General features: G+C 57.9%; 15 protein-coding genes and 4 tRNA genes. 5 read left to right on the top strand and 14 right to left on the bottom strand.

Annotated elements, in window-relative coordinates; genetic code table 11:
- Window positions 1–93: 93 nt before the first annotated feature.
- The 10 genes from M1B35_RS15990 to M1B35_RS15945 all read right to left on the bottom strand — a co-directional run bounded on the left by M1B35_RS15990 (window position 94) and on the right by M1B35_RS15945 (window position 9,369).
- On the bottom strand, window positions 94–1,965 hold the full coding sequence (locus tag M1B35_RS15990) for a SurA N-terminal domain-containing protein (RefSeq protein WP_268262476.1): 1,872 nt from the start codon (window positions 1,963–1,965) through the stop codon (window positions 94–96).
- Between the two features lie 103 nt (window positions 1,966–2,068).
- Window positions 2,069–2,142: transfer RNA gene (locus M1B35_RS15985), tRNA-OTHER, on the bottom strand.
- A gap of 53 nt (window positions 2,143–2,195) precedes the next feature.
- Window positions 2,196–2,525 carry an HU family DNA-binding protein gene (locus M1B35_RS15980; protein ID WP_221178443.1) on the bottom strand — a complete coding sequence of 110 codons (330 nt, stop codon included), beginning with the start codon at window positions 2,523–2,525 and terminating at the stop codon, window positions 2,196–2,198.
- A 93-nt stretch (window positions 2,526–2,618) separates the two neighbouring features.
- Complete coding sequence (lon, locus tag M1B35_RS15975; RefSeq protein ID WP_123335381.1) at window positions 2,619–5,015, bottom strand: endopeptidase La; 2,397 nt, start codon at window positions 5,013–5,015, stop codon at window positions 2,619–2,621.
- Window positions 5,016–5,177: 162 nt separating this feature from the next.
- The gene (gene clpX / locus M1B35_RS15970) at window positions 5,178–6,461 is read right to left on the bottom strand and encodes an ATP-dependent Clp protease ATP-binding subunit ClpX (RefSeq protein ID WP_123335379.1); all 1,284 of its coding nucleotides are present in this window, start codon (window positions 6,459–6,461) and stop codon (window positions 5,178–5,180) included.
- A gap of 112 nt (window positions 6,462–6,573) precedes the next feature.
- On the bottom strand, window positions 6,574–7,209 hold the full coding sequence (gene clpP, locus M1B35_RS15965; protein ID WP_123335377.1) for an ATP-dependent Clp endopeptidase proteolytic subunit ClpP: 636 nt from the start codon (window positions 7,207–7,209) through the stop codon (window positions 6,574–6,576).
- Between the two features lie 91 nt (window positions 7,210–7,300).
- Window positions 7,301–8,611, bottom strand: a complete 1,311-nt coding sequence (tig, locus tag M1B35_RS15960) for a trigger factor (protein WP_123335376.1) — start codon at window positions 8,609–8,611, stop codon at window positions 7,301–7,303.
- Between the two features lie 423 nt (window positions 8,612–9,034).
- Window positions 9,035–9,119: transfer RNA gene (locus M1B35_RS15955), tRNA-Leu, on the bottom strand.
- 57 nt (window positions 9,120–9,176) lie between these two features.
- A tRNA-His gene (locus M1B35_RS15950) sits at window positions 9,177–9,252 on the bottom strand.
- A 40-nt stretch (window positions 9,253–9,292) separates the two neighbouring features.
- A tRNA-Arg gene (locus M1B35_RS15945) sits at window positions 9,293–9,369 on the bottom strand.
- A 280-nt stretch (window positions 9,370–9,649) separates the two neighbouring features.
- Here M1B35_RS15945 and folD point away from each other — a divergent pair.
- Together folD and pbpG are read left to right on the top strand one after the other, a co-directional pair.
- The gene (folD, locus tag M1B35_RS15940) at window positions 9,650–10,504 is read left to right on the top strand and encodes a bifunctional methylenetetrahydrofolate dehydrogenase/methenyltetrahydrofolate cyclohydrolase FolD (protein WP_123335374.1); all 855 of its coding nucleotides are present in this window, start codon (window positions 9,650–9,652) and stop codon (window positions 10,502–10,504) included.
- Window positions 10,505–10,761: 257 nt separating this feature from the next.
- Window positions 10,762–11,700, top strand: a complete 939-nt coding sequence (pbpG, locus tag M1B35_RS15935) for a D-alanyl-D-alanine endopeptidase (protein ID WP_123335372.1) — start codon at window positions 10,762–10,764, stop codon at window positions 11,698–11,700.
- A gap of 57 nt (window positions 11,701–11,757) precedes the next feature.
- Here the strand turns inward: pbpG and M1B35_RS15930 are convergent, their stop codons facing one another.
- Window positions 11,758–12,432, bottom strand: a complete 675-nt coding sequence (locus M1B35_RS15930) for a PA2778 family cysteine peptidase (RefSeq protein WP_123335370.1) — start codon at window positions 12,430–12,432, stop codon at window positions 11,758–11,760.
- Window positions 12,433–12,654: 222 nt separating this feature from the next.
- Between M1B35_RS15930 and M1B35_RS15925 the strand changes: the two genes are divergently transcribed.
- Window positions 12,655–12,822, top strand: a complete 168-nt coding sequence (locus M1B35_RS15925) for a hypothetical protein (protein WP_185039361.1) — start codon at window positions 12,655–12,657, stop codon at window positions 12,820–12,822.
- Window positions 12,823–12,899: 77 nt separating this feature from the next.
- On the opposite strand, the gene M1B35_RS15920 is transcribed toward M1B35_RS15925, so the two are convergent.
- Together M1B35_RS15920 and M1B35_RS15915 are read right to left on the bottom strand one after the other, a co-directional pair.
- A complete protein-coding gene (locus M1B35_RS15920) occupies window positions 12,900–13,661 on the bottom strand; it encodes a TerC family protein (protein ID WP_123335367.1) in 762 nt (253 codons plus the stop codon).
- 31 nt (window positions 13,662–13,692) lie between these two features.
- A complete protein-coding gene (locus tag M1B35_RS15915; RefSeq protein WP_123335365.1) occupies window positions 13,693–13,944 on the bottom strand; it encodes a hypothetical protein in 252 nt (83 codons plus the stop codon).
- Between the two features lie 135 nt (window positions 13,945–14,079).
- Here M1B35_RS15915 and nhaR point away from each other — a divergent pair, with 135 nt between their 5' ends.
- Entirely contained in the window at window positions 14,080–14,985 is a 906-nt protein-coding gene (gene nhaR, locus M1B35_RS15910) for a transcriptional activator NhaR (protein ID WP_268262475.1), read from the top strand.
- Between the two features lie 4 nt (window positions 14,986–14,989).
- On the opposite strand, the gene M1B35_RS15905 is transcribed toward nhaR, so the two are convergent.
- Window positions 14,990–16,144 carry an MFS transporter gene (locus M1B35_RS15905; RefSeq protein ID WP_123335362.1) on the bottom strand — a complete coding sequence of 385 codons (1,155 nt, stop codon included), beginning with the start codon at window positions 16,142–16,144 and terminating at the stop codon, window positions 14,990–14,992.
- Window positions 16,145–16,497: 353 nt separating this feature from the next.
- On the opposite strand from M1B35_RS15905, the gene sstT reads away from it, so the two are divergent.
- Complete coding sequence (sstT, locus tag M1B35_RS15900) at window positions 16,498–17,730, top strand: serine/threonine transporter SstT (protein WP_123335361.1); 1,233 nt, start codon at window positions 16,498–16,500, stop codon at window positions 17,728–17,730.
- Window positions 17,731–17,765 lie beyond the last annotated feature (35 nt).

The following is a 17,765-nucleotide window of genomic DNA, read 5'->3' as shown; positions in this document are numbered from 1 at the left end:
AACGGCGGCGCTTGTAGTTCAAGCGCACAAAAAAAAGACCCCGGCCTTACGGACGGGGTCTTGATTTGTCGCCTTAACGCTTCGATGCAGCCATCAGTAGCGCTTGATCTCTGCCTGACTTTCCAGCTGCTTGCGGTAGGCCGCAAAGTCTTGCTGACCTACGCGGGACGCCAGGAAGCGACGGTACTGGGCCTTCTCTTCCTCGGTCGGCGCAGCGGCCTCGTTCACACCGTTGAGCTGCAGCAGCACGATATTGCCGTTGGGCAAGGTCACGCTGGAGAAGCTCGGCTTGTCTTTCGACTCGGGCTTGCTCATGCGGAACAATGCTTGCAGCACCGTTGGCTCAAGGCCTTCCTGACCGCGGGTCACGGCTTCGGAGACTTTCCAGGCCTGGCCATCCACCGGCTTGTTCAGCGGTGTCTTGCCATCGCGCAGGCTAGCGATCAACTCATCAGCCTTGGTCTTGGCGGCAGCACTGGCGTGCTCCTTGGCCAATTGCGCGCGGATGCTGGTGGCTACGCCTTCCAGCGGCAGTTGCTCAGGCTTGCGATGCTCTTTGGCGCGCAGAACCACCACGGTTTCCGGGTCCAGCTCGATGGCGGTGCTGTTTGCACCCTCGTCGAGCACTTCAGGACTGAATGCCGCCTGGATGACCGCACGGTTGGCAGCAATGCCTTCCCCGCCTTCACGACCAAACGGTGCGGAGGTGTGGACGGTCAGCTTCAGCTCTTGCGCAGGCTGGGCCAGGTCGGAGGCTTCGAACGACGAGTCTTCCAATTGCTTGGTCGCCTCAACGAAACGCTGCTCGACTTGCTGGGTTTTCAGCTCGCGGGTCAGCTTGTCTTTCAGGCTGGCGAAGCTTGGCACTTCAGGAGCTTCAACGCCCAACAGCTTGATCAGGTGGAAACCGAAGTCGGTACGCACCGGAGCCGAAACCTGATCCTTGTTCAAGGCGTAGAGCGCCTTCTCGAAGATTGGGTCATAGACACCAGGACCGGCGTAACCGAGGTCGCCGCCATTGCTCGCCGAACCCGGGTCCTGAGAGAACTCCTTGGCCAGCGCATCAAAGCTCTCACCCTTGGCCAAACGCGCCTGGATGTCTTCGATCTTCGCCTTGGCTTGCGCCTCGTTCACCTTGTCGTTGACTTCGATCAGAATGTGCGCGGCACGACGCTGTTCGGACAAGTTGGCGATTTCTTTCTGATACAGAGCTTGCAGGTCCTCGTCCTTGACGGTGACCTGGTCAAAGAAGGAAGCCTTCTTCAACTCGAGGTAATCGACAACCACCTGATCCTGAGTCATGAACTCTTTGGCATGCTCGTCGTAGTAAGCCTTGACTTCGTCGTCGGTCAGTTTGACCGCCGCAGGGTCAGCCTTGATGGTCAGCGCAGAGAAATCGCGAGTCTGTTTTTCCAGACGAGCGAAAGCCAGCACTTGGGCATCGGTCACGAAACCGCTGCCGGCCAGGCCAGCACGTACCTGGCCAATCAGCATTTCCTGAGCCAGCATCTGGCGGAATTGCAGACGCCCGTAACCCAGTTGGCGGATCACCTGGTCAAAACGCTCAGGGCTGAACTTGCCGTCGACCTGGAACTCCGGCGTTTGCAGGATGACTTGGTCCAATGCCGCTTCAGAGAAAGCGAACTTGGATTCTTCGGCACCTTGCAGCAGCAGTTTGCGATCGATCAGACCTTTGAGCGCCGCTTCACGCAGCATTTTCTCGTCAAGCAGCGAGGCATCGAAATCCTTGCCCAGTTGTTGCATCAACTGGCGACGTTGCATGTCGACGGCCTGGCTCAGCTCGTTCTGAGTGATTTCCTGACCATTGACCTTGGCCGCGTCCTGGCTGGTTTTGGTGGCTTGAAAAATGGCATCGAAACCGGTCAACGCCATCAACGCGACGATGACACCGATAATGGTTTTGGCAATCCAGCCTTGTGAATTGTCCCTGATATTCTGCAGCATGCGTCCCCCAGAAACGGTTGTACTTCAAGATTTAGGCAACCGTGGAGCGTGGGTAGAGTCCGGATAGAAGAAAGGCGCATCCGAGGATGCGCCTTCTCGTAACTGGCGGAGCGGACGTGGGTTGGACCCGCGACCCTCGGCGTGAGCCGGCATTCCAACCGGCAGAACTACCGCTCCGCTGCCAGATCAGGCATGACCCCGATCCGGATGGGCAAAGGCTTGAACGAAGCTTAGTTAACGGCTTCTTTCAGGGCTTTACCGGCTTTGAAACCTGGCTTTTTAGCAGCAGCGATTTGCAGCGTCTTACCGGTCTGTGGGTTACGACCAACGCGAGCTGGACGATCGGTTACGGAGAAAGTACCGAAACCAACCAGAACAACAGAGTCACCGGCCTTCAGAGCGCCAGTGACGGATTCGATTACCGCATCCAGCGCACGGCCAGCAGCAGCTTTCGGGATATCAGCAGATGCAGCGATAGCATCAATCAGTTCCGACTTGTTCACTCTAAGTCCCCTTATATATCTATTTGAGTATGATTCTAAGTTTTTTGGTGAAAGCAAAAACCAGTGCTGAATGGCCTACAGACACTTAAGAGCCGCTTTATAACAAGGGCTCTAAAAAGCTGTCAAGGAAGCTCCCCAGGCTTATGTGTACTAATGCGTGCTAATTCTTTCCTTAGAGTCAGACTCGCGCTTTTCGTCCTTAGCAACTATCTCGGGAGCCACATCCGGCAAGGGCTCCGGCGCGTATTGCAGCGCAATTTGCAGGACCTCGTCAATCCATTTAACCGGTTTAATCTGCAGATCCTGCTTAATATTGTCCGGAATTTCTTTCAAATCGCGAACATTCTCTTCAGGAATGATCACGGTCTTGATTCCGCCCCGATGAGCTGCGAGCAGCTTCTCTTTCAGGCCACCGATAGCCAATACCTGACCACGCAAAGTGATCTCACCGGTCATCGCAACATCGGCCCGAACCGGAATCCCGGTCAGCGCCGAAACCAGTGCCGTGCACATGCCTACACCTGCGCTAGGGCCGTCTTTCGGCGTCGCCCCTTCAGGCATGTGGATGTGGGTATCGCGCTTCTCGTGGAAGTCCAGGGGAATACCCAGGCTTTTCGCCCGGCTGCGCACCACGGTCAGCGCGGCGGTGATCGACTCGACCATCACATCGCCCAGGGAACCGGTCTTGATCAACTGACCCTTGCCCGGTACCACTGCCGCTTCGATCGTCAGCAACTCGCCACCCACCTGAGTCCAGGCCAGGCCCGTCACTTGGCCAATCTGATCCTGCTGTTCAGCCAGGCCGTAGCGGAATTTGCGCACGCCCAAGAAATGCTCCAGCAGGTCGGACGTGACCTTCACCGAGAAGCGTTTTTCCAGCGCATGCTCTTTGACAGCCTTACGGCACACCTTGGCAATCTGCCGCTCAAGGCCACGCACACCGGCTTCGCGGGTGTAGTAGCGAATGATGTCGCGGATCGCCTCAGCGTCGAACTCCAGCTCGCCCTTCTTCAGGCCATTGGCCTGGATTTGCTTGGGCGACAGGTACTTTTCAGCGATGTTGATCTTCTCGTCTTCGGTGTAGCCAGGCAGACGAATCACCTCCATCCGGTCCAGCAAAGCTGGCGGAATATTCATCGAGTTGGAGGTGCAAAGGAACATCACATCGGAAAGGTCGTAATCGACTTCCAGGTAGTGGTCGTTGAAGTTGTGGTTCTGTTCCGGATCAAGCACTTCAAGCAATGCCGAAGCCGGATCGCCACGCATATCGCTTCCCATCTTGTCGATTTCATCGAGCAAGAACAACGGGTTGCGAACACCCACTTTTGTCATCTTTTGAATCAATCTTCCTGGCATCGAACCGATGTAAGTACGGCGATGACCACGAATTTCAGCTTCGTCACGCACGCCACCCAGGGCCATGCGCACAAATTTACGGTTGGTGGCGTGGGCAATCGACTCCGCCAAGGAGGTTTTACCAACCCCTGGTGGGCCAACCAGGCACAACACAGGGCCGCGAATCTTCTTCACGCGCTTCTGTACAGCAAGGTACTCGAGGATCCGCTCTTTGACCTCTTCCAGGCCATAGTGATCAGCGTCGAGGATGTCCTCAGCGCGAGCCAAGTCCAGGCGCACCTTGCTCTGCGCCTTCCACGGCACCTGAACCAGCCAATCGATGTACGAACGCACTACGGTGGCTTCAGCGGACATCGGCGACATCTGCTTCAACTTGTTCAGCTCTGCCTGAGCCTTGGTCAAGGCGTCCTTCGGCAGGCCGGCAGCATCAATGCGTTTTTTCAGTTCTTCGATTTCGTTGTGACCTTCGTCACCGTCACCCAGCTCTTTCTGAATGGCCTTCATTTGCTCATTCAGGTAGTACTCGCGCTGGCTACGCTCCATTTGTTTCTTGACGCGACCACGAATACGTTTCTCAACTTGCAGCAGGTCGATCTCGGCATCCAGCAACGCCAGGACGTGCTCGACCCGGGCTGACAAATCGATGATCTCGAGGATTTCCTGCTTCTGTTCGATCTTCAACGCCATATGAGCAGCCATGGTGTCGACCAGGCGGCTGGGCTCATCAATGCTATTGAGGGACGACAGGACTTCAGCGGGGACTTTCTTGCCCAACTGGACATATTGCTCGAACTGAGACAGCAAGCTGCGGACAAACACTTCCGACTCGCGCTCAGGAGCATCGACTTCGTCGATCAGGGAAACTTCGGCACGGCAGTGGCCGTCCACTTCGCTGAAGCGCTCTACAGCGCCTCGCTGCTCGCCCTCGACCAGCACTTTGACAGTGCCATCAGGCAACTTGAGCAATTGCAAAACCGTAGCAACGGTACCTACGCGATAGAGTGCATCTTCACCGGGATCGTCATCAGCAGGGTTTTTCTGAGCCAACAGAAGAATCTGCTTGTCGCCCGTCATCGCTGCCTCAAGGGCTTCGATAGACTTCTCGCGCCCCACGAACAGCGGGATAACCATGTGCGGATAAACCACAACATCACGCAATGGCAGGAGAGGCAATTCGATGGTTGTCTTCATGATTTCGCCTCTACGGCGGCCATATGGCCGTAAACAGATGGAAGTAAGCTTGAAACCAAGATGGGGGCTGCCTGCAAAAAAAACAAGCTCAAAGACTGGAGTTTGAAGGCAGTAAAACAAAGGGGCCCGAAGGCCCCTTCTTTTAAAGCAATGTCGTGACGCTTACGCGTCCGGCGCTGCCTTGGCAGCCGGCTCACTGTTTTCATAGATATACAGTGGCTGGGACTTGCCTTCTATAACGCTTTCATCGATCACTACTTTACTCACCTCGGATTGCGAGGGGATTTCATACATAGTGTCGAGCAACACACCTTCGAGGATCGAACGCAATCCACGAGCACCGGTCTTGCGCTCAAGGGCACGCTTGGCCACGGACTTGAGTGCGTCGGTACGGAACTCGAGGTCCACGCCTTCCATCTCGAACAACTTGGCGTATTGCTTGGTCAGTGCGTTTTTCGGCTCGGTGAGGATCTGGATCAATGCTGCTTCATCCAGCTCGTCCAACGTTGCCAGTACCGGCAAACGACCGACGAACTCAGGGATCAGGCCGAACTTGACCAAGTCATCAGGCTCGACCTCACGCAGAGATTCGCCAACCTTCTTGCCCTCCTCCTTGCTGCGAACCTCGGCATTGAAGCCGATGCCGCCGCGAGTGGAGCGGTTCTGGATAACCTTTTCCAGACCGGAGAACGCACCACCACAGATAAACAGGATGTTACGCGTGTCGACTTGCAGGAACTCTTGCTGCGGATGCTTGCGACCGCCTTGGGGCGGAACGGAAGCCACAGTACCTTCAATCAACTTCAGCAATGCTTGCTGAACGCCTTCACCGGAGACATCCCGGGTGATCGACGGATTGTCGGATTTACGCGAAATCTTGTCGATTTCATCGATATAGACGATACCCATTTGGGCCTTCTCTACATCGTAATCGCATTTCTGCAACAGCTTCTGAATGATGTTCTCGACGTCTTCACCCACATAACCCGCCTCGGTGAGGGTGGTTGCGTCAGCGATAGTGAAGGGAACATTCAGCAGGCGTGCCAGGGTCTCTGCCAGCAGAGTCTTACCCGAGCCTGTAGGGCCGATCAGCAAGATGTTGCTCTTGCCCAGCTCGACATCGTCGCTCTTTTTGTCACGCTGGTTGAGGCGCTTGTAGTGGTTATAGACCGCTACAGCCAAAACCTTTTTCGCACGCTCCTGACCAATCACGTACTGATCGAGGATGCCGCTGATTTCTTTAGGCGAAGGCAATTTATGCGCGCTGCTTTCGGCCTGTGCTTCCTGCACCTCCTCACGGATGATGTCATTGCACAGGTCGACGCACTCGTCGCAGATAAAGACCGAGGGGCCGGCAATCAATTTGCGCACTTCATGCTGGCTTTTGCCACAGAAGGAGCAATAAAGCAGCTTGCCGTTGTCCTCGCCGTTGCGGGTGTCAGTCATTCGTTCGATCCAAATCCGATAGGCTTGCAACACAAGATGAAGGCTATTGTGGGCTTTTTCAAGCCCACTGGTGATCGGACCAGCCGACCCGCCTTATTTTGAGCTGCTTATTTTAAGCTGGGCGCTGGGCGATCACTTCATCGATCAGCCCGTATGCACGCGCGGCTTCCGCACTCATGAAGTTGTCGCGATTGGTATCGCGCTCGATTTCTTCCAGAGTGTGCCCGCTGTGCTTGGCCATCAGCGTGTTGAGGCGTTCACGAATGAAGAGGATTTCCTTGGCATGGATTTCGATGTCCGACGCCTGGCCCTGGAAACCGCCCAGTGGCTGGTGAATCATCACACGCGAGTTCGGCAGGCAGAAACGCTTGCCCGGGGCACCAGCCGTCAGCAGGAACGCACCCATGCTGCATGCCTGACCAATACAGGTGGTCGACACGTTAGGCTTGATGAACTGCATGGTGTCGTAGATCGACATGCCCGCCGTCACCGAACCGCCCGGGGAGTTAATGTAGAGATGGATGTCCTTGTCCGGGTTTTCCGCTTCAAGGAACAGCAATTGCGCACAGATCAGGTTGGCCATGTAGTCCTCTACCGGCCCCACCAGAAAAATCACTCGCTCCTTGAGAAGGCGCGAGTAGATGTCATAGGCACGCTCGCCACGAGCGGATTGCTCGACAACCATCGGGACCAGGCCGCCGGCGGCTTGGATATCAGAGTGCTGCTGAATATAAGAATTACGGAACATGCTCTGCAGTCGCTCCCAAATAGTTATGTCTTGAATACACATAAGCCAGCTCGAGAGCTGCTTATGTGTGTACTTCTTAACGCAAAAACAATCAGTCGGCTTGTGGAGCTTCTACCGGCTTGACCGCTTCTTCGTAAGAGACCGATTTGTCGGTCACGCTAGCTTTCTGCAGAACAGTATCCACAACTTGTTCTTCCAGCACAACCGAACGGACTTCGTTCAGTTGCTGGTCGTTCTTGTAGTACCAAGACACGACCTGCTCTGGCTCCTGGTAGGCCGAAGCCATTTCCTGGATCAGCTCGCGAACGCGATCTTCGTCAGGCTTGAGGTCGAATTGCTTGACCACTTCAGCCACGATCAGACCCAGCACGACACGGCGCTTGGCTTGCTCTTCGAACAGCTCGGCCGGCAGTTGATCAGGCTTGATGTTGCCACCGAACTGCTGAACCGCTTGAACGCGCAGGCGGTTGACTTCGTTGTCCAGCAGCGCCTTTGGCACTTCGATCGGATTGGTGGCCAGCAGACCATCCATGACCTGATTCTTGACCTTGGACTTGATGGCTTGGCGCAGCTCACGCTCCATATTCTTGCGAACTTCGGCGCGGAAACCGTCCAGGCCCGACTCCTTGATACCGAATTGAGCGAAGAATTCTTCGGTCAGTTCTGGCAGCTTAGGCTCGGAAACGCTGTTAACGGTCACGGTGAACTCGGCAGCCTTGTTGGCCAGGTCCAGGTTCTGATAGTTCTCAGGGAAGGTCAGGTTCAGAACGCGCTCTTCACCGGCTTTAGCGCCGACCAGACCGTCTTCAAAACCAGGGATCATGCGGCCGGAGCCCAGAACCAGCTGAGTACCTTTAGCCGAACCGCCAGCGAACTCTTCGCCGTCAACCTTGCCAACAAAATCAATGTTCAGTTGGTCGTCGTTTTGTGCAGCGCGATCAGCCGCTTCAAAACGTACGTTCTGCTTGCGCAGGATTTCCAGCATGTTGTCCAGGTCGGCATCCGCCACGTCAGCGCTCAGACGCTCAACAGCGATGGTGTCGAAACCGGCAACGGTGAACTCTGGGAACACTTCGAAAGTAGCAACGTATTCCAGATCCTTGCCTTTCTCCAGAACCTTAGGCTCAACCGAAGGAGCACCGGCCGGGTTCAGCTTCTGCTCAACAACGGCTTCATAGAAGGAAGCCTGGATCACGTCACCTACCGCTTCTTGGCGGGCATCAGCTTCATAACGCTGACGGATAACGCTCATTGGAACCTTGCCAGGACGGAAGCCTGCAATTTTGGCCTTTTGGGCAGTCTGCTGCAGACGCTTGTTGACCTGGCTCTCGATACGCTCGGCTGGCACGGTGATGCTCAGGCGGCGCTCAAGAACAGAAGTATTTTCAACAGAAACTTGCATGGATATTCCTCGTTGCACAGACGTTAGCCGGCCGTTTCCGACCCCAAGAATCAAGGGCAAGCATTCTAGTGGGTCAAACTCAAGAAGTCACCCTACTGGAAACGGGTAAAAAACAGCTGGTCAGTTATAAGGCGGGGACAATAGGTTGCGCCGCGCCCTGAGAGCAAATACAGCGTACCCAGCCGGGGCCTCTATACCGATGCTTCTATATATAGAAGGAATCAGGCATAGCACTCCGGGCAACCGGATCAACCACCGATCCGACAGCTGAGCCGCAAACATCCAGCGACAAAAGGACGAAAAACTCGCCGCCTCACCGCCCTGCTACTTACGGCCACACTGGAAATGCAGACTTTTGAAACGAAAACGGCGCAGCCCTTTTCAGGTGCTGCGCCGTCATCTGCTATTAACTAGCTACTTAATTGGTGCGGACGAAGAGACTCGAACTCTTACACCTTGCGGCGCTGGAACCTAAATCCAGTGTGTCTACCAATTCCACCACGTCCGCGTATCAAGCCTTTTAAAGCAAAGGCGCCAGACTGTTAATCTGGCGCCTTTCGGAATATGGGGTGGACGATGGGGATCGAACCCACGACAACAGGAGTCACAATCCTGTGCTCTACCAACTGAGCTACGCCCACCATATTGCGTTGTTGCGTTACTTGTGCCAAAGCTGCCTAATGGCGCACCCGGCAGGACTCGAACCTGCGACCATCCGCTTAGAAGGCGGATGCTCTATCCAGCTGAGCTACGGGCGCCTTGTTAATCTGTATTCTTTAAGGATTACAAACTAAGTGCTTTCAGTCGTTACGAGTTAAACATCAACTCTGACCGACCTTCTTAACCAGTGCTAGGCTGTGCCCGACAAGTGCGACGAATGTTATAGACGGTCCGTTAGGTCGTCAACTCTTTTTTCAAAAAAATTCATTTAATTAAAGGGGTTAGGGGAATTTGCAGACCAAGCGCCTTTGCCCTCACGTCCTGACATGCGAGAATGCGTTCTCTTTTTCTCTCCCTCTCGATGGTTAATCACGCGTCATGACTGCACAACTAATCGACGGCAAAGCGATCGCCGCTAGCCTGCGCCAGCAGATCGCCAAACGTGTCGCCGAGCGTCGCCAGCAAGGCCTGCGTACACCAGGCCTCGCGGTGATCCTGGTCGGCAGCGATCCAGCCTCTCAGGTTTATGTCTCGCACAAGCGTAAAGACTGCGAAGAGGTCGGCTTTCTTTCCCAAGCCTATGACCTGCCTTCCGACACCACTCAGGAAGCGTTGGCCACCCTGATCGACCGCCTCAATGATGACCCGAACATCGACGGCGTCCTTCTACAGTTGCCGCTGCCGGAGCACCTGGACGCCTCAAAGCTGCTGGAACGCATTCGGCCCGACAAAGACGTGGATGGTTTCCACCCTTATAACGTCGGCCGCCTGGCCCAACGCATCCCACTGCTCCGCCCTTGCACTCCCAAGGGCATCATGACCTTGCTGGAAAGCACCGGTGCCGATCTTTACGGCATGGACGCCGTCGTCGTGGGCGCCTCCAACATTGTTGGCCGCCCGATGGCAATGGAGCTGCTCCTCGCGGGCTGCACCGTGACCGTGACCCACCGCTTCACCAAAGACCTGGCCGGGCATGTGGGCCGGGCTGACCTGGTGGTCGTGGCAGCTGGCAAGCCGGGCCTGGTAAAAGGCGAGTGGATCAAGGAAGGCGCCATCGTCATCGACGTCGGCATCAACCGCCAGGAAGACGGCAAGCTGGTAGGCGACGTGGTGTACGAGACCGCCCTGCCCCGCGCCGGCTGGATCACCCCCGTACCTGGCGGTGTTGGCCCGATGACCCGCGCCTGCTTGCTGGAAAACACCCTGTATGCGGCAGAGTCGCTGCACGGCTAAACCCGGCACAGCACCTTTGCCCCGACGAGAACCCCGCCAATGGCGGGGTTCTTTGTTTCAAGCCGCGCCCCAGGCGACGAACTGCGACCAAAGCCAGGAGGCACGAAAGGAAAACCGGCATATTTCAGGTTTTTTTGGGTATTCAACAGACCTTTGAAGAACAATCGACAGCTATCAACCATAATCATAAAATGTAACGTTTTTCTGAAAAAGCCCGTTGCCAAACGGCATATCCATACTTTATCGAGTCCGCCCGCGTGAAAATCCGTCTTTCCATCCTCAGCCTATTTTTTGCAATCACAGGCACTTTGATCACGCCCAACGTCGATGCGAGCGAAACCACTGCTGCCCCCCGCGACACCTCGCAACTGCACATTGCTTCGGGCAGCGCGCTGTTGCTGGACTTGCAGACCAACAAAGTCATCTATTCAAGCAATCCGGATGTGGTGGTGCCGATCGCCTCGGTCACCAAACTCATGACCGGGTTGATCGTGCTGGACGCCAAGCAGTCCATGGACGAATACATTTCAATCAACATCAGCGACACCCCGGAAATGAAAGGGGTGTTCTCCCGGGTCAAGCTCAATAGCGAGTTGAGCCGCCGCGACATGCTGCTGATCGCCCTGATGTCCTCGGAGAATCGCGCCGCCGCCAGCCTGGCCCACCATTACCCAGGCGGATACGCAGCCTTTATTGCAGCCATGAACGCCAAGGCCAAGGCCCTGGGCATGACCAACACCCGCTATGTGGAACCCACTGGCCTGTCGATCCACAACGTGTCCACCGCTCGCGACCTGAGCAAACTGCTGCTGGCGGCGCGCAAATACCCAATGCTGAGCGAGCTGAGCACCACCAAGGAAAAGACCGTGGCGTTCCGCAAACCCAATTACACCCTGGGTTTTCGCAACACCGACCATCTGGTTCATAAAGACAAATGGGACATCAAGCTGACCAAGACCGGCTTCACCAATCAGGCCGGCCACTGCCTGGTGCTGGTGACCAGCATGGCCAATCGCCCGGTGGCCCTGGTGATTCTCGATGCCTTCGGCAAATACACCCATTTCGCTGACGCCGGGCGCATTCGCAACTGGATGGAAACCGGCAAAAGCGGCTCGGTGCCGGACGTCGCGCTGCGCTACAAAGCGGAAAAGAACCTGAAGAACCGCCAAACCGGCGCGGCCCAGGCCTCGGACTAATCAAACAGGCCATAAAAAACGGCGCCCTTGGGCGCCGTTTTCTTTTCTTCGCCACGATCAGGGAGCAGGTAACGCCTGGGTCGCCCGATTCGCCGCCTGCTCTTGGCCGGCCTGGGCCAACTCATTGGCGGCCTTCAACCAACGCTGGCGATCGACATTGGCGGGCAACTGGTTCGGTGCCTGAATCAACACCGCCCAGCTACCGGCGCTTTTCCAGGCCGACTCGAACGCCGAGAAGCTCATCAACAACCGACGATTCTGCCCTGCCCGCAACAGCACGGTCTGCTTGTCACGGTTATAGCCGGCCAGTATCGCGTAGCGCGGCTCAGACCAGAACGCCGAACCTTCCGTGAAGCGCAGCAACACCGGGTACCCGGCCGCAACCTGGGCCAGCAACGCCGGCAGGCGCTCATCCAGTGGATAGACCACCATCCCGTAATCCCGCGCCAGGCGCTGCATGTTCTGCTGCAACTGGGCCTCGGCACCGGGTAAATGCAAGGGTTTGTCCAGCAGCCCCGGGGTAATCACCACGCCCTGCTGAGACAGCATGCTGGCCAAGGCGCCCGGTCCGCTTTGATAGATGTTGCCGCGAAAGAACGGCACGCTGGTGAGTTCGACCCGCTCAGGCAAACGCTGAATCTCGGACGGCACTTTGCCCGCGCATGCCGCCAGGCTCAGCACACAGGCGGCGCCCAACAATGCCCATCGAATTCGAGAAAATACCCGCACCATCATCACTCTCTTTGCTCAGACACCGGGCCACGATCTCCCGGCAAGGGCCCTGATAATAGGGCGTCTTGCACGGGGGTATAGCGTTAGGCCGCAGTAAATTGAAATGGATAGAGCGAAGTGTTCGAAGGGCTCGACCACGAGTCAATCGCCTGAAACATACCAGCGACTAGACTGTCCATTGCAAAGAGCGTGTGCCCCGGACGGGGCCAGAAGGAGGCACGTATGAGCCTGATGACGACGATCTGCATGCTGGTAATTGGCTGGCTGGCCGTGGCCGCCGCGATGCTTTGGGGCGTGTTGCGCATTGCCCGCCGCCATCATCACCCACTGCCATCGACCACCGTGACACCGCGAGACAAAACCGCCGGCCGCCCGGCCACCGCGCACTGACCCAGCGTTATTCACCACTAAAAAAAACGGCCATCTGACTCTTTCGAGTGCAGACAGCCGTTTGTCGTGGGTGCGACTTAAGCCTTGGCTTGAGTCTCCACCGCCTGACGCTTTTGGCGAACACGTCGCGCCAGGATGTTCAGGGTCTCGATCGCTGCCGAGAAAGCCATCGCCGCATACACGTAGCCTTTCGGCACATGGGCACCAAAGCCTTCGGCGATCAGGGTCATACCGATCATGATCAGGAAGCCCAGGGCCAGCATCACCACAGTCGGGTTGTCGTTGATGAACTTGGCCAGGGGTTCAGCCGCCAGCAACATCACCAGCACCGACGCTACCACCGCGATGATCATGATCGGCAAGTGCTCGGTCATGCCCACTGCCGTGATGATGCTGTCGATGGAAAACACCATGTCCAGCATCAGGATCTGCACAATCGCCGCAGCAAAACCGATGCTCACACCGTTGCTCGCCGTGTCCTTTTCCTCGGGCTCCGGGGACATGCTGTGATGGATCTCGGTCGTCGCCTTCCACACCAGGAACAGGCCACCGGCAATCAGGATCATGTCTTTCCAGGAGAAGCTCTGGCCGAAGACGTCGATCACCGGCTCAGTCAACTGGACGATAAAGGCAATGGTGCTAAGCAATGCCAGACGCAGAATCAAGGCCATGCCGATACCGATCCGCCGCGCCTTGGCCCGGTGTTGCTCGGGTAGCTTGTTGGTAAGGATCGAGATAAAGATCAGGTTATCGATGCCAAGCACGATTTCCATCACCACCAGGGTGGCCAAGGCGACCCAGGCGGTGGGGCTGGCGGCGAGCTGTAAGAGGTATTCCATGGGTCAATCCTGAGTCTGTTTGAACGAAAGATTAGATTTCCTGGGACGCCGGCGCTTTTTTCTCGCCATCATCTGCCGGTTTTTCGGGCTTGCCAATCAAGTCTTCGGTGGCATCGGCGAGGGCCTGTTCAGCAGCCTTGTGCGTGTCGTCAATGGCCTGTTTGGCGGTCTCGGCAGCCTTGCCCATCAACTGCTGAGCGCTTTTCTCAGCCTGGTCACAGCCCGCCAGGGCCAGCAGGGACAGAGCCAGCAGCGATGCCGCGGCCATGGATTTGCGTGTCATGGTAGTACCCTCGATAGAACGCATGGGCCCAACCGGGGGCCCATCGATAGCGAGGCATTCTAAGGAGCGCGATACTTCAGGAAAATTCGTATTTTTAGCAGTTATACTTCGGTTTTTACGAAGTGATTAAGCCCCATGCTCAATTACCGCCAGTTGCATTATTTCTGGGTGGTGGCGAAGACCGGCAGCATCGTGCGCGCCTGCGAACAGCTGAACCTGACGCCCCAGACCATCAGCGGCCAGATCACCCTGCTGGAGCAGACCTACGGCATCGAATTGTTTCGTCGAGTGGGACGGCAACTGGAACTCAGCGAGTCTGGACGTCAGATCCTGCCTTATGCCGAGCAGATGTTTCAGCTGGGAGGCGAGTTGGAAGCCCTGCTCCGTGCTCAACCCAATGAACAGCAGATCCCGTTCCGGGTCGGGGTCGCCGACGTGGTGCCCAAGTCCATCGTCTACCGCCTGATCGCACCGACCATGGAATTGAGCGAACCGATCCGCATCACCTGCCGCGAAGACAAGCTCGAGCGCCTGCTCGCCGACCTGGCCATCCAGCGCCTGGACCTGGTGATATCCGACAGCCCGATGCCGTCGCACCTGGACATCAAGGGCTACAGCCAGAAGCTCGGTGAATGCGGTATCAGCTTTTTCGCCACCCAGCGCCTGGCCGAGCAATACGGCGCGGACTTCCCCAAGGGCCTGCACGGCGCGCCCATGCTGATTCCCGGGCAGGAAACCGTGGTCCGCAGCCGCCTGCTGCGCTGGTTCGCCGAACAGCAGATCCAGCCGCGGATCATCGGCGAGTTCGACGACAGCGCACTGATGCAGGCCTTTGGCCAATCCGGCAGCGGGATCTTTATCGCGCCCAGCGTGATCGCCGATGAAATCAAACGCCAATACGCCGTGGATCTGATCGGCCAGACCGACGCCGTGGCCGAATCGTTTTATGCCATCTCGGTGGAGCGCAAGGTCAAGCACCCCGGCATCGTCGCCATCACCGAAGGCGCGCGCCGGGAGCTGTTCACGCCCCTCAACAGCTAGGGCCTCAAGCGCAGAGGGCGCGAGGCTTGGCGCCCATCAGGCCCCAGGCCAGGAGGATCGACAGCAGGATGAAACCCGCTGCGGCAAAACCCAGGCTGCCCAGCCCCAGGGTGTCGATGACCCGGCCGCCGACCATGGCCCCCAGGCCGATGCCCAGGTTGGCCCCGGCAATGTTCAGCGAGGCGGCAAAGGCCGGCGCCTCAGGCGCGGCCTTGATCAAACGCACATGGCTGACCAGAAACAGCGCCGCCTGGGTCACGCCCCAAATACCCATGGCGGCGGCCAGGCCCAGAGTCGAATGAATGCTCGGCACCAGGGCCACCATGCCGCCGATCATCAAGGCACAGAACCCCATCGACGCCAGCAGCGGGTGGCGATCCACCGCGCGACCGCCCAATGAATTGCCCAGCAGGCCTACCGCGCCAAAGCCCATCAGGCACCAGCCCACCAGCGTGCCGTCGAAACCGGCCAGGCGTTCGAGGATGTCCGCCAGGTAGGTGTAGACGGTGAACATGCCGCTGAACACCAGGATCGACAACAGCACATGCCCCTGCATCAACGGGCTGCGCAGGATCCGGAACTGCTGAAGCAGGCTGCTGTGCTGGTGATGCACCGGCGTGCGCGGCAGGTAAACCCACAGCAGCAGCGCCTTGGCAAAAGCCACCACGGCCAGGATGCCGAAGGCACTACGCCAACCGAAGGCGTCGGAAATCAGCGTACCCACCGGAATGCCGAACACCGTGGCGCAGACAATGCCGAAACCGATCTTGGCAATCGCTCGCCCCGCGTAGTCAGGACCGACGATGTCCACCGCCGTCTCGCTGGCCAGGGCCCAGAACACGGGCAGGCCCAGGGCCGGAATCAACCGTGCCACGGCCATGACCCAGATATTCGGCGCCAACGCCGCCAGGGTATTGGCCAGGCCGAACATGATCAGCACGCAGATAAACAGCTGCTTACGCGGAAAGCGGGCGAAATAGGCCGTCAGGAACGGGCCGAACGCAGCCACTGTGAAGGCGAACAGGGTCACCAGCAAACCGGCCTGGGGCACGCTCACCGCCAAGTCTCGGGCAATCGCCGGCAGCAGGCCGACAATAATGAATTCCGTGGTCAGCACGGTAAAACCCGCGGCCGACAACAGCAGAATGGGCAACAGCATCAATAACTCCAGAAACGACGACATCAGCGACAGCCCGAGGGCTCGCTGATAGGGCAGGAAAAAAGGATGAGCAATCTTAACAGAGTGTGTCCGCCCAGGGACACGCCAAGACCGCGCAGGGCCGTCGGAAAGAGTGGCAGATCGTCACATCCGCAGGGGTTGGCCAAAGGCTGTGATAAAGTCCGCGGCCCGCAAAACGTCCAAAGGACGGTAGATCCTCACCTTCAATGGGCCTGGGGCTCCACGGTCACCCGCGTCATTGCAAAGGTCCGCGTCCGTTCAGCAGCCTGCCCCGTTTGTCGCTGCCCACGCGCATCACACCACTGCCAACTAAAAAAATCAGAGATACCGCTATGACTGCTTCGCCCCCTTCGCTCCTGCAAACACTCAAACGCACCAGCCTGGTCACGCAGATCGTCATCGGCCTGATCGCCGGCATCGCCCTGGCGCTGCTGGCCCCCGAGCTGGCCAAGTCCACCACCTTTATTGGCAAAGTGTTTGTCTCGGCGCTCAAGGCTGTCGCGCCGATCCTGGTGTTCGTGCTGGTCATGGCGTCCATCGCCAACCACAAGCACGGCCAGGAAACCCATATCCGCCCGATCCTGTTCCTCTACCTGCTGGGCACCTTTGCCGCGGCCGTGGTGGCAGTGATCGCCAGCAGCCTGTTCCCGTCCACCCTGGTGCTGTCGACCCAGGACATCAGCGTCAGCGCCCCCGGTGGTATTACCGAGGTGCTGCAAAGCCTGCTGCTAAGCGTGGTGGAAAACCCCATCAGCGCCTTGATGAACGCCAATTTCATCGGCGTGCTGGCCTGGGCCATCGGCCTGGGCGTGGCCATTCGTCACGCCGGGGAAACCACCCGCACCGTGCTCGGCGACCTGTCCAACGGCGTGACCCTGATCGTTCGCGTGGTCATCCGCTTCGCCCCGCTGGGGATCTTCGGCCTGGTGGCTTCGACCCTGGCCACCTCCGGCTTTGACGCCCTGATCGGCTACCTGCACCTGCTGGCCGTGCTGATCGGCTGCATGCTATTTGTGGCACTGGTGATCAACCCGGCCATCGTGTTCTGGAAGATTCGTCGCAACCCCTTCCCCCTGGTGCTGACCTGCCTGCGGGAAAGCGGCATCACCGCGTTTTTCACCCGCAGTTCGGCGGCCAACATTCCAGTCAACCTGGAGCTGAGCAAGCGCCTGGGGCTGCATGAAGACACCTACTCGGTATCCATCCCTCTGGGCGCGACCATCAACATGGCCGGCGCGGCGATCACCATCACCGTGCTGACCCTGGCCGCCGTGCACACCCTGGGCATCGCCGTCGACCTGCCTACCGCGGTGCTGCTCAGCGTGGTCGCGGCCATCTGCGCCTGTGGTGCGTCGGGCGTGGCCGGCGGTTCGCTGCTGCTGATCCCCCTGGCATGCAGCCTGTTCGGCATCCCCAGCGAGATCGCCATGCAAGTAGTGGCCGTGGGCTTCATCATCGGCGTGCTGCAAGACTCGGCAGAAACCGCCCTCAACTCCTCCACTGACGTGCTGTTCACCGCCGCGGCCTGCCTGGCCCAGGATGAGCAAGGCCAGCAACCGGCCTGACCATCACCGCGCACAAAAAAGCCCGGCAAGGCTCG

The organism is Pseudomonas morbosilactucae, assembly GCF_023241665.1.
Lineage (GTDB): Bacteria > Pseudomonadota > Gammaproteobacteria > Pseudomonadales > Pseudomonadaceae > Aquipseudomonas > Aquipseudomonas morbosilactucae.
This window is presented reverse-complemented; position numbering and strand designations above follow the sequence as displayed.